The following is a 12,065-nucleotide window of genomic DNA, read 5'->3' as shown; positions in this document are numbered from 1 at the left end:
CGTCGGCGCAGCCCCTCGGCCACCTTTCGCCCGTGCGATACGCGCGGCGCGGGCCGACGGACCGAGTCGGGCTCGCCCCGACGGCCGCGGGGACGACACGACTTCTCCGGCCCCGCCGAACCACCTCAAGGCCTTGTGGAGGAACACCGCTACGAGCCCGGTTCGCGTCCCCCACGGCGTCCTGCCTCCGGGCGAACGTCGGACGGGCCGGGTGGCTCTTGCCGGCCGGTGATCCCCCTCGTGCCGTTCGCCCCCTCCAAGGACGGTGAAGATCATGGAAGTCATGAACAGGTCCCGCGATGAGCGGGAGCACCAGGCGGCGGCCGCCGCCGCCCGGTACGACGAGACCAGCGAGCAGCGCCAAGAGGTCGAGCGGCAGCAGGAGGCCGGCGTCAGTTTCCCCGATTCACCGGAAGCACTGGCGGTGCGGGCGGCCCGCCTGCTCGACCGGCAGGCCGTGCCGGCCGCCATGGTGATGGAGGCGGTCCGCGCCGAACCGCTGGCGCCGTCCGCCGCGTTCGAGCGAATCCTCGGCGTGTCCAAGGAACTGCAGGCATGGAGCTTCCTGCCGCGCGGCGCCAGGGCGGCACGCAGCATCGCCCGGATCTCGGCACGGGAGAACGGTCGCGAGCTGCCGATCGGCACCGGCTTCCTGGTGTCGCCGGTCCTCCTGATGACGAACCATCATGTCCTCCCCGACGCGGACGCCGCTCGGCACTGCTTCGTGGAGTTCGACGCCCAGGTCACCGTCGACAACACCCCGCAGCCGCCGACCCGGCTGGAGTTCGACCCGGACGGCTTCTTCACGGCGGACAAGCGTCTCGACTTCGCCCTGGTCGCGGTCGCCCCCGGCCCCGGCGAGAAGCCACCGGGTGAGGCCTTCGGCTGGCACCGGCTCAGCACCCAGATGGGCAAGCTGGTGATCGGCGAGCCGGTGAACATCATCGGCCACCCGATGGGACGGTTGAAGGAGATCGCCGTACGTGACAACGCCCTGCAAGTGCGCCTGGACGACTTCATCCACTACCGCACGGACACCGAGCCCGGGAACTCGGGCTCCCCGGTCTTCAACGACCAGTGGGAGGTCATCGCCCTTCACCACAGCGGCGTGCCCAGGACCGATGAACAGGGCCGTACCCTGCGCCCCGACGGCCGGGTCTGGCAGCCCGGCGACGGCGACGACACCATCGACTGGGTGTCCAACGAGGGGGTGCGCATCAGTTCCGTCCTGAAGCACGTCGCGTCGCTGCCGCTCACCCCCGGGCAGCGGGAGTTGCTGGCCGGCATGGGGCCGGAGTCGGGGCTGGGCGGTCCCCTTGCTGCCGTCGGAGCCGCCGGTGCCGTCGCCGGGCCGGTCCCCGCGACCACTGATGCCGTCGCCGGGCCGACTGCCCTCTCCGCTCCCGTCGGGCGGTCGTCCGTCGAGGCGGTCGCCCCCCGTGCGACGGGGCTGCGCGCCCGGGACAGCGCGTTCGGCGGCAGGCGGCATCTCGTCTTCCTGCACGGTCGCGCCCAGCAGGGCAAGGACCCCAACGCGTTGCGGCGGCAATGGGCCGCGGGGCTCAACCAAGGGCTCGTCCGGGACGGGCTGCCGACAGTCGATCCCGCGGACATCTGGTTCCCGTTCTACGGCGACCGGCTGGTGCAGGCCATCGGAATGCACGAGTCCGTTGCCTTGGACACCGAGGCGCCTACAGCCGGCACACCAGAGTCCCCCACCACCCGGACGGTGTACGAGGAGATCATCGGCGAGGCCTCCGCCAAGTGGTACATACCGCCCGAGACGCAGCAGGCCGACGAGAGACTGAATATGGACCCCACGGTCGGCGCCGTGTGGCGGCGTCTGGGCTGGCTGGCGGCCAGAAGCGAACTCGACGCATGGACCATCTCCCTCGTCTTCCGCGACGTGGCCGCCTACCTCGACGACCAGCGGATCCGCGAGGAGGTCCTGGGCTGCGTACTCGAGACAGTGCCGGACGAGGGCGAGATGGTGCTCGTCAGCCACAGTCTGGGCACGGTGGTCGGCATGGATCTCCTGACTCGGCTGTCGCCCGGTGTGGAGGTCGTCCACCTGACCACGGTGGGCAGTCCTCTCGGGATGAACAGCGTGTACCGCCGGCTGCTGTCCGGCGGGCCGAAAACCCCGGAGAGGGTGGCGGACTGGCTGAACGCGTGGTGCCCGACCGACGCGGTGGCCATCGGATGCCCGCTGGCCGACGACTGGGCGGACGGCCCGACGGACCTCGCCGTCGTCAACGCCCGCGACCGGGCCCACAGCATCACGGAGTACCTCGCCCACGATGAAGTCGCCCGGTCCATCGGCAGTCACCTCGTCGGCTGAACAGCGGTGGGCGATCACGCTGCTCACGCTGCCGCGGGAGGCCCCCGGGCAGACCGCGACCGACTCCACCGGCGGCCCCGGACACCACGTCGCCGAGGGCGCCGGGTGAGTCGTGACCCTCGCGACGACCGGCCCGGACCGCCGACGGAACGGTTCGCCGACCGGTCCGGGACCTCCCGGGGCGAACCTGCCCTCAACCGGACCGACGACCGCCGGGGTGGTCGAGGGACCGGTTCACCGCTCGATCGTCCGCTGCCGACTCATGAATTGGCCATGACTACCTTGAGTTCAAGGCGTTCACAGGTCTCGATCCCCGGAATGCCGTCCGCATGCGAGCCGGTCCACCCCTGTTTCCTCTGGAACGAGGCGACGGCGGCCCTGGTCTGGTCCCCGTAGTAGCCGGTCACCCCGGCGGGTATCTCCTCGCCGTGCTCGATGAGGGACCTTTGGAGATCGGCGACGTCTCCGTTGGTTTCTCCGTACCTCAGATGTTCCAGTTTCACGGCGGGGCCGGCCGGCGCGGGAACGTTCCCGAGTGCTGCTCCCAGGAACCTGGGGAACAGCGTGTCGGTGAACTGCTTGGCGCGTGCGTTTCCCGGGCATTCCGTCCCGCCGAGGGACCACGTCCTGAACATGCGGTGGATGCCGAATCCGGGATCGGTGTCGGAACGGCAGATACGAGCCGGAATTCCGTGGGTCCGGTGCGCCCACACCATGATCCCGACCAGGGTGTCGAGCTGGTGGGGAGTCCAGGGGTCACTGTTCTCCGTGTTGGCCGCGCTCTCGACCGAGATGGCGCGGCTGTTGGCGGACGCGTTGGCATCGGCACGAACGTTGGTGTCCACGAACTGTCCGACCGCCCCGTCGTACCCGACGCCGAAGTGGCTCTCGGTGACGACACCCCTCTCGTTCCAGAAATCCCGTAGGCGCTCCGGCGACCACGGCGCGGCGGCGCTGTGCAGAATGAGCTGCGTCGGGGTGATGCGGGGTTGGGCAGTGTTCTCGGGTATGGGGAGCCATGTGGCCTCGCGGTACCTGGCCATCGCCTTCTCCTTTCGGCTGCCGAGGACACGCGCGGCGCCGAGCCCGCCGGGTGGCGCCGGCGACGAGTCCCGCCCGGTGTTCACAGGGGACAGTCACGCGCACGCGGGAACGGAGAAGTCGAAGAGAGGCCGGGCTCCGTCAGGCGGCCACCCATGGTCGCGGTGCGCTTCTCCAGGCGGTCCGGAGATTCACCCGGTGCCGACGCGGTACCGGACATGTCTCGGCATCGGCCGCACCGAGTCATCCTGGTGGGGCGACAGTTTCGCGCGGCTCTCCCCGGATTGCCGCGAGTCCGGCCGGTGGCCTCCGTCGGCGTCAGAACCGCGATGTCCACCATGACCGTCACCGCAGAATCGCGGATGGGCTCTCCTTCCATAGTACGCAGACGCCGGGACTGAGGTCGGGGGCAGGGAGGTAGTGCTCACCGCATGGCGCATGGCGACCTGAACCGGCGGTGTCCCATCGAACCGGCGGTGAGCGGGGCCGGTGATCGTCTGATACGACGAGTCTCGCCGATCCGAGGCGGGGCCGCGGTGGCTTCCTGCTCCACGGCTGGTGCGGCTCGACCAGGCGGTGAACAACCGGAACGCGTGCGGGCCCCCCGCCCATGTGGCGATCACTCCGGTTCCGCTGTTCCATGGAAAGGAGAAGGCAATGATGCTACGGCAGTTCGCCGCTCGGCGCGCGACGTGCAGCGCCGCGGGTTTCCATGATCCGCATCTTCTCCAGTCCCCTCAGGGAGTCCTGATGACTCGTAATCCTCATACGGCTGTCTCCAACCAGCCCGGTGAGAGGGAGGATCTCACTCAGGGGCCGGCGATCTTCCATGAGCCGTCGAAGGGAGAGCCGGGCGCGGAAAGCCCCCTGACCGCGAACGGACTGGAGAAAGTGCCGGGTCACGTCCACGTCCACGCCGAGAACGTGGCTGCCAAAGTGTGGATCCCGCCATCCGTCCCCCTGCACGACATCGGTGAGGCCTCGTTCGGGACCGCCGCCGCCACCATCGAGACAGTCCACGGGCCCGACGACCGGGTCCAGATCACGGACACGGCGAACTACCCGTGGCGTGCGCACTCCTCCCTGCTCATCACCGCCGCCGACAACTCCCAGTGGATCGGCACCGGCTGGTTCATCGGCCCGCACACTCTGGCCACCGCCGGACATGTGGTGCACATCAAGAACAGCGGCGTCCCCGGATGTGACGGCTGGGTGAAGAGCATCCAGGTCATGCCCGGCCGCAATGCGGGGTTCCTGCCGTACGGCTCCGTCACGAGCACCAATTTCCGCTCCGTCGAAGGCTGGACCGAGTCCGGTGACGAGAATCACGACTACGGCGCGATCATCATCCCCACCGAACTCGGCTCCACGACCGGATGGTTCGGACTCGGTGTCTGGCCCGATGCCGACCTGTTGGGCACCAGCGGAAACATCTCCGGTTACCCCGGCGACCAGCCGGTGGGCACCCAGTGGTACGACGCACGCGTCATCAGCTCCGTCAACGCCCTGAAGGTCTACTACGACATCGACACCGCCGGCGGGCAGAGCGGCAGTGCCGTGTACCGCGAGCACAACGACGGCCGGTACGCCATCGCCGTCCATGCCTACGGCGGCCCCACCACGAACTCCGGAACCCGCATCACGAGGGCGGTGTACGACAACCTCAGGGCCTGGTCGGCATGAGGTCGCACCGGCTTTTCGGGCGGCTGACCGGACGGCGCGGATGACGCAGCCGCAGGGCACCCGCCGCTGCCTCATCACCGGAGTCGTGCTCGACACCGCAGGCAAGCCGGTCCGGGGCGCGACCGTCCACCTCGTCGACGGGCCCGGCCCTTTCCCGGACATCGCCGCCCTGACCAGCGGTGAGGGCACCTTCTCCTTCTCGGTGCCGGTGGAAGGTGTCTACACGGTCCGGTGTCGCGCGCTTGATGACACGCTCTCGCAGGCTTCGGCACGGGCCACCTCCGGGGAACCGGCCCGGGTGGAGTTCCACGTCGGCGGAGTGTGATCCGTATGGCGGACGACCCGTGGTGCGGCTCCTCCGTGGCCACGGAGCGGCGTGCGAAGCCGTAAGGCATTCAGGCCTCCTCGTCGGCGCGACCCTCTCCCGCCATGTACCGCCAGACCAGGGCGTGAGCCAGGATGATCAGGACGATCAGCATGAGAGCCTCGGTCTGGATGGGGCGCAGTTCGACGTGGCGGGCGAGTTCGGGGAAGGCGCCGACGACGGCGATCAGGGCGTAGAGCAGCGCGGCAGCGACCTGCTGCCAGATGATGAAGTGGTCGCGGCGGGCCCGGGCCAGCAGTCGCAGGGTGCACACGCAGCCGATCACGGAGAGGACGATGAAGGCCGTCCGCCATACCCGCGGCTGCTCGGTACCCCCGACCTGGGCGAACAGGCCCATCAAGGCGGGCAGCAGGAAGGACAGGTAGATCCCGCCGACTACGCGGCGCAGGGCGGGGTCGCGCATCCAGTCGGCATGGCTCTGGACGACGTTCCACCACAGGCCGACCAGGGCGAAGCAGGTCGTGGAGAAGAGAGCGTAGAAGGTGCTGACATCCATGGATGGAGAGGATGGCAGCGCTCCCGGCCCCGGCGGGCGCCACACGCCCGGCGTCCACCCAGCGCCGCCGGTACGGGCTAGGACCACCGCGGCCGCCGTCGCCTTCCGGGCCGCCGTACCGGACCTGCCGATGCCCACCGACGCCGAGCGCTCCCTGCTGTCCGAGTGGCTGGACCGGCCCACCGGCACCACGCCCCGGCCCGTCCGGGCGCGCGCACGCGGGAGAAGGGTGGGTCACCGGCGTGACCCGCCCTGTGCGGCATGCGGCCGTCGTCCGGCAGTGGTCGTGACCGCTCAGTCACCGGTCACCGAGGTCGTCGCCGGGCGGACGACCCCCGCCCCCGCCGCACGGCCGCGGGGGCGGGGATGGGCATCCGCGGCCTCAGGGCGCCACGCAGCCGATCGTGCCCACCGGGAAGTCATTGCCCGACGAGGTGGCCGTGAAGCCGAACGTCACACTCCCGTCGGGATCGATCACCCGGTTGTGGTCGACGTTTCTGACCGTCACCGTGCCGTCGGACCCGGAGGACAGGGAGCCGTTCCACGCACTGCCGACCCGGGTCCCGGTGCCGGGCTTCCACTGCACGGCCCAGCCGTTGAGCGGCGACGTCCCGTGGTTCATCACCTCGACCGAGCCCTGGAAGCCGCCGTCCCAGGAGTTGACCACGTTGTAGACGGCCATGCAGGAACCGGTGTGCGTGGGCGGATCCGTCGGAGTCGGCGTCGGGGTCGGCGTACTGCCGGAGTTCCGGATGCCGGTCACCTCTCCGTTGCCGCCGTCGAAGACGACGTCGGAGCAGGAGAAGAAGTTCTCCTGGCTGTCCGAACGCACCCACTGCATGAAGATCAGAGCGTCGCCGGAGCGGCCGGAGGGCAGCTTCAGGTCCCAGTGGTAGTGGCCGCCATTGGTGCCGGGCGAGCCCTGCTGGGGCGGGTTGGTGACGGTCTGGACGAGCTCCAGGTCGTTCCAGCCCAGTGCGGACGTGGGCGACCAGCCGGGCTTGGTGACATAGACCCGGAAGTCACCCGGATGCGCGGCCCAGTTGCTGTACTGCACCTTGATCGTCGCCCCGGACGTCAGATGTGTGCGGGGCCAGTCCGCGCGGGCCGCGTTGTAGGCCGAGAAGTCGTACGGGGACCGGTCACCGGCGCTGCACAGCGTGCCGTCCGGCACATAGCCGGCGCCTCGCCCGGCGGCCTTGGAGTCGAGGACGGCGAACCAGTTGTACAGCGCCGACGAGCCGCTCTTGTTCAGCGCGTCCTCGCAGGCCGGGTTGGTCGGGTCCAGTCCCCCGGTGCCGGTGACGGCGTCCAGTTGGCAGAGGTAGGTGCGCGAGCCGGGCATCATCGCCACGCCGTGCGCCTGCGCGTCGTTCTGCCAGAGGAAACTGAGGCCCAGCCCTCCGAGCAGGGTGGCCAGTACCGCTGCCAGGGAGACGAATCTGCTGCGTAATGCCATGGGATCTCCTGTTCCGATCGTGAACTCATCAGGGCGGGCATACAGAGAGTTGGAACCCCCCGCCCGTCCGGGGAAGGACGTCGCCCGGACGCGCGGGGGGAGCTTCAGGAGGGGGTGGCGTGTGGCGCGAGGGTGCCGTTGTGGGCGGTGTTGCGGACGGTGGCCCCGTCCCGCGTCACCGACGGGCTGCTGTTGCGGTAGTTGGTGACGGCCGTCCCTTCCAGGGGCCGCTCGACCGACCAGCCGGTGAGCGGTTCGGCCCCGGTGTTCTCGACGGTGACCTCCGCCTGGTGTCCGCCCGACCAGGAGGAGGTGACCCGGAACCGGGCGGTGCACGCCGTGGGCGTGGAATCGGGGTCCGGATCCGGGTCGGGTGCCGTGTCGTAGGTCAGACCAACGTCGGACTGCGGTACCGGCGCGTCCTTCTCGATCTGCGTCGGCTGGCCGGTCTTGTCGTCCAGGGACATCCGGGACAGCAGGTCCTCGACACGGTCCGCCACCGGCAGCGACGGGTCCTGGTCGGGCGCGGCTGCGGTCGAGGGCGGCTCCGGGGGCGGGGCGGCGCCGGTGAGCCCGGTCAGGGACAGGACCACGGCACTCGGCGCGGCGGTGATCGCCGGCCGGTGGGAGAACGGCGTGCGGCTCATGTGGACGGGCCTTTCCGGACGGTCCGGCGGTGAGGTCGCCCCGGGGCCCGCCCTGTCGGCGCAGGGAGGAAGAGCGGGCCCCGGGGCAGGGGACACGGCGGGTGCGGGGCCCGCCGGTCGCGTCACGCGGTCGTACAGGTGGTGCCGTTCAGGCTGAAGCCGTTCGGCTGGGCGAACGTGCCGCTGTAGGTTCCCTGGAACCCGAAGGTCTGGCTGGCGCCGGACGCGATCTGCGTGTTGTTGTTCAGACCGCTCGCCGTCACCGTTCCCGAGGAGGGAGTGACGGACGCGTTCCAGGCGTTGGTGACGCGCTGCCCCGAGGGCAGGGAGAAGGCGAGCTTCCAGCCGTCGACGGCGGACGAACCGCCGTTCTTCACGGTGACGTTCGCGGTGAAGCCGCCCTGCCAGACATGGGTGGCGTACGACACCGTGCACGCCGCCGGGCCACTGGGGTCGGGCTCGCCCGGGGTGCCGCCGCCGGTGTTGACGGTCGAGGAGAAGGAGTTCACCGCGAGCCCCGCACCGTTCTGCCAGGGTTCGAAACCGGCCTGGATGCTCGTCAGGTACCAGTCGTCCCGCGCCATGCCGCGCGCGACGGTCTCCCGGACGAAGTCCATGACGTCGAAGCTCCAGCTGCCGATCGCGGACGGTGCGACGAAGGACAGCACGTCGTTGGAGCCGTTGCTGCCCGACCACACCTGCCAGGTACGCCCGCCCACGGTGGCCGTGCCGACCTGGGAGCCGATCGGCTGGATCGGACCGACCTTGTTGAACCAGATCATGATCTCGGTCCGGTTCACGCCGTCGGTCCGGGGCGTCGGATCCAGCCAGATGTCGTACGAGGCGTTGTACACGGCATCGCTGACATAGCCGTAGGAGATGCTGCTGGGCGCGCCGGAGATGCCGTTGATCCGCGCCGGGAGGTTGGTGCCCGGCGAGCAGTTGGTGTAGTGGCAGCCGTTGAAGACCGACGGGTACGACTTCGGAGCGCCGTTGGTCGGCACCGAGCCGTCGGCCTGTGCGACACGGAAGCCGGTGTCCGTGGCGGTGACGCACTGGGGGGCGCTGCTGCCCCAGCGGTTGTTCTGGACGACGTAGCGCCCCTGGATGGTGGTCGAACCGTACGGTTCGCAGATCGTGGTGTCGGCCTGGGCGGGCGCCGTCGCGGTCATCAGCGCCGCGACCACGGCGAAAGCGGTGAGCAGCGTCGCGAACAGGCCGCGCAGGGGGCGGGTGTGGTGCCGTAACCGTCGCATGCGGGGACCTCTCCAAGAGGGTGCGGGGGGCCTGCCGATCGGGAGCGCTCCCTTCTCCCCAACGATGGGAGCGCTCCCATAACTCGGTTCGGACGGGAGCGTAGAAGCTACACATGTCCCTGACAAGACTGTGCGCGGGCACGTGTCGAATTGATTTCGAAGCCGCAGGTCAGTGGGGATGATCCACAACGTGGCCCGCTACGGGAGCGCTCCCGAAACTTTCGGGGACGGCGTGACCGGCGGGGGCGGGCGAATGCGGACGGGTGGAGGGGGCGAGCGGGTGGGACGGCTCAGGCGGAGTCGCGGAGCACCAGTTCCGTGCGGAGGATGACGTGCCGCCAGGCCACCGCCGAGTCCTCCATTTCCTCCAGGAGCAACCGCACCATGGCCCGGCCGATCTCCTCCAGCGGCTGTCGGACCGTCGTCAGCTTCGGATCCGTGCGCTGGGCGAGCGGGAAGTCGTCGAATCCGATCACCGCGACGTCGTCGGGGACCCGGCGGCCCGCCGCCCGCAGGGCGGTCAGCGCTCCGGCGGCCATGGTGTCCGACGCGGCGAAGACCGCGTCCATCTCCGGTGCCCGCTCGAGGAGTTCGGCCATCGCCCGGCGCCCGCTGTCCTCCGAGAAGTCGCCCTGGACGATCCAGGAGGGCCTGCCCTCGGCACCCGCCCGCTCCAGCGCCTCACGGTAACCGCGCAACCGGCACTGGGCCACGTACATGTCGCGCGGGCCGGTGATGGTCGCGACGGCGCGGCGGCCGTGGCTCAGCAGGTGCGCCACCGCGCTGCGGGCTCCGCCGACGTTGTCCGCGTCGACGTAGGTCACGCTCTCGTCACCGGAGCGCCGGCCCAGCAGGACGGTGGGCAGCCCCACCTCGGCCAGCATGTCGGGCAGCGCGTCCTCGGCGTGCACGGACATCAGCATGACGCCGTCGACCCGGCCGCCGCGCGCGTACTCCACGAGGCGCTGCCGCTCGGCGTTCGTACGGACCAGGGTGAGCAGCAGTTGCACCTTGGTGTCGGTCAGCGCGTCGCCGACGGAGCGGACGATCTCCGAGAAGAACGGCTCACCGAACTGGCGCCAGTCCGGCTCCGTCATGACCAGCGCCACGGCGTCCGCGCGCCGGCCCGCCAGCGAACGGGCCGCCAGGTTGGGCACGTACCCGAGTTCGGCGATGGCGCGCTGCACGAGACGACGCGTCGAATCCTTCACGCCCGCCGCGTTGTTGATGACGCGGGAGACGGTGCCCCGCCCCACACCGGCGAGCGCGGCCACCTCCTCCAGCGTCGGTGTGCCGGGACGCTGCCTGCCCATGACCACCCCCCACGAGATCACTCGATCTTACGACCCAGGCCTGGCGGCAGGGTGCGGAAGGCGTTCTTCCGGGCGGCGTGACGGTCTTTTCGTCATGACCCGGGACAGTGCCCGCGGTGTCGTGACGCCATCCCGACCGAGCCTTCCGGCGTGGTGGAGACTGAGCGATGAGCCACGGCCCGTCCTCCACGGAGGCGGTTCGTGCGCATCAGCGGATTCGGAGACCGACGCACGTCACCCGCGCCGCCGGTCCGGCGACCCGCACTTCCCCGCACCGGAACCGGACAGGGACGGGCCGTGTCCGGTTCCGGTGCGGGCACTGGCCAGTCGCCGGGCCCCGCTGGACACTGGACGGGTCGGTGACCGCTTGGCCGAGGCCGGAGAGGACACGCTCATGAGGTTCAGTTACGCGCTGTTACCCGACTATCCGCTGCAGGATTCGCTGGCGTCCATCAGACTCGCCGACGAACTGGGCTTCTACGCCTGTTACGCGGCGGACGAGACATGGCACAAGGATCTGTGGCTGCTGTTCGCCGTGGCCGCCGGTCAGACACGGAACATCCGCCTGGGTCCCAGCGTCTCCCCGGTCACCCTGCGGGAACCCACGTTGATCGCGCAGGCGCTGGCCACGCTCGACGAACTCTCCGGCGGGCGCGCCGAGGCCGTGCTGTCCAGCGGCAACTTCGGCCTCCTGGCGCAGTACGGCATCGACTGGACCCGTACCCGGCCTCTGTCCCGCGTCAAGGAAGCGCTGCACGTGGTACGGACACTGCTGGACGAGGGCGCCATCACGCACCGCGGCGATTTCTACTCCTACGACGGGCTGTTCACCTTCGCCCGTCCGGTCCAGCAGCGCGTGCCTCTCAAGCTCGGGGCCATGCGGGGCCCCAAGTCCTTCGAGGCGGCCGGTGAGTTGTCCGACGGATGCCACCACGCGCTGAGTTACACCGCGGAAGCGTACGCATACGCCGTCCGCCACATCAAGGCGGGCGCGGAGCGGGCGGGCAAGGACTGGCGCTCCCTCGACATCGGCGCCTGGGTGGTGTTCGCCACCGGGCACGACTCCCGGCGGGCGAAGGAAGCGGCCCGCAGCATGGTGGGCATCTACGCCTCCTCCATGCCGGAGGAACAACTGCGCCGCAACGGTGTCGACCCCGCCGAGCTGAAACCGGTGGTCGAAGCGATCGGCGCGGGCGACCTGGCGAGGGGCATCGAACTCACCACGCCGGAGGTCGCCGAGCGACTGTCCATCGCGGGCACCCCGGACGAATGCGCGGAGAAGATCCGTACCCAGATCGCGCCCAGCGGCGTGAACCACGTCATCTGCGCCATCACGGACCGGCGGCTGGTACGGGCCTTCACCGGCCTGGAGTTGGACGGAGTGGCGGACGCCGACGACCAACTGCGCCTCATCAGCGAGCACATCATGCCGGCGATGGCCTGA

At 70.0% G+C, this 12,065-nt stretch carries 10 protein-coding genes; 4 read left to right on the top strand and 6 right to left on the bottom strand.

What is annotated here, in order from left to right; translation table 11 throughout:
- Positions 1 to 283 precede the first annotated feature (283 nt).
- Positions 284 to 2,341: a trypsin-like serine peptidase gene (locus IE178_RS17775; protein WP_318280105.1), complete on the top strand. Its 2,058-nt coding sequence runs from the start codon at positions 284 to 286 to the stop codon at positions 2,339 to 2,341.
- A 260-nt stretch (positions 2,342 to 2,601) separates the two neighbouring features.
- On the opposite strand, the gene IE178_RS17770 is transcribed toward IE178_RS17775, so the two are convergent.
- On the bottom strand, positions 2,602 to 3,384 hold the full coding sequence (locus IE178_RS17770; RefSeq protein WP_193512991.1) for a peptidoglycan recognition protein family protein: 783 nt from the start codon (positions 3,382 to 3,384) through the stop codon (positions 2,602 to 2,604).
- A 922-nt stretch (positions 3,385 to 4,306) separates the two neighbouring features.
- Here IE178_RS17770 and IE178_RS17765 point away from each other — a divergent pair.
- Both IE178_RS17765 and IE178_RS17760 read left to right on the top strand, forming a co-directional pair.
- Positions 4,307 to 5,065: a trypsin-like serine peptidase gene (locus IE178_RS17765; protein ID WP_318280104.1), complete on the top strand. Its 759-nt coding sequence runs from the start codon at positions 4,307 to 4,309 to the stop codon at positions 5,063 to 5,065.
- Between the two features lie 40 nt (positions 5,066 to 5,105).
- A complete protein-coding gene (locus tag IE178_RS17760; protein ID WP_193512990.1) occupies positions 5,106 to 5,390 on the top strand; it encodes a carboxypeptidase-like regulatory domain-containing protein in 285 nt (94 codons plus the stop codon).
- A gap of 70 nt (positions 5,391 to 5,460) precedes the next feature.
- On the opposite strand, the gene IE178_RS17755 is transcribed toward IE178_RS17760, so the two are convergent.
- The 5 genes from IE178_RS17755 to IE178_RS17735 all read right to left on the bottom strand — a co-directional run bounded on the left by IE178_RS17755 (position 5,461) and on the right by IE178_RS17735 (position 10,621).
- Entirely contained in the window at positions 5,461 to 5,946 is a 486-nt protein-coding gene (locus IE178_RS17755) for a hypothetical protein (RefSeq protein WP_184765274.1), read from the bottom strand.
- Positions 5,947 to 6,328: 382 nt separating this feature from the next.
- Positions 6,329 to 7,405 carry a lytic polysaccharide monooxygenase gene (locus IE178_RS17750; protein WP_193512989.1) on the bottom strand — a complete coding sequence of 359 codons (1,077 nt, stop codon included), beginning with the start codon at positions 7,403 to 7,405 and terminating at the stop codon, positions 6,329 to 6,331.
- A 104-nt stretch (positions 7,406 to 7,509) separates the two neighbouring features.
- A complete protein-coding gene (locus IE178_RS17745; protein ID WP_193512988.1) occupies positions 7,510 to 8,052 on the bottom strand; it encodes a cellulose binding domain-containing protein in 543 nt (180 codons plus the stop codon).
- A gap of 122 nt (positions 8,053 to 8,174) precedes the next feature.
- The gene (locus IE178_RS17740; RefSeq protein WP_193512987.1) at positions 8,175 to 9,308 is read right to left on the bottom strand and encodes a glycoside hydrolase family 12 protein; all 1,134 of its coding nucleotides are present in this window, start codon (positions 9,306 to 9,308) and stop codon (positions 8,175 to 8,177) included.
- A 290-nt stretch (positions 9,309 to 9,598) separates the two neighbouring features.
- Positions 9,599 to 10,621, bottom strand: coding sequence for a LacI family DNA-binding transcriptional regulator (locus tag IE178_RS17735; protein ID WP_184765271.1), 1,023 nt, complete (start codon positions 10,619 to 10,621; stop codon positions 9,599 to 9,601).
- Positions 10,622 to 11,015: 394 nt separating this feature from the next.
- Here IE178_RS17735 and IE178_RS17730 point away from each other — a divergent pair, with 394 nt between their 5' ends.
- Positions 11,016 to 12,065 (top strand): LLM class flavin-dependent oxidoreductase, encoded by a 1,050-nt coding sequence (locus IE178_RS17730; RefSeq protein ID WP_193512986.1) that lies wholly within the window; start codon positions 11,016 to 11,018, stop codon positions 12,063 to 12,065.

Source organism: Streptomyces griseoloalbus, assembly GCA_014650015.1.
Taxonomy (GTDB): domain Bacteria; phylum Actinomycetota; class Actinomycetes; order Streptomycetales; family Streptomycetaceae; genus Streptomyces; species Streptomyces griseoloalbus.
The sequence above is the reverse complement of the archived record's forward strand: the minus strand, read 5'-3'. Positions and strand labels throughout refer to the sequence as shown.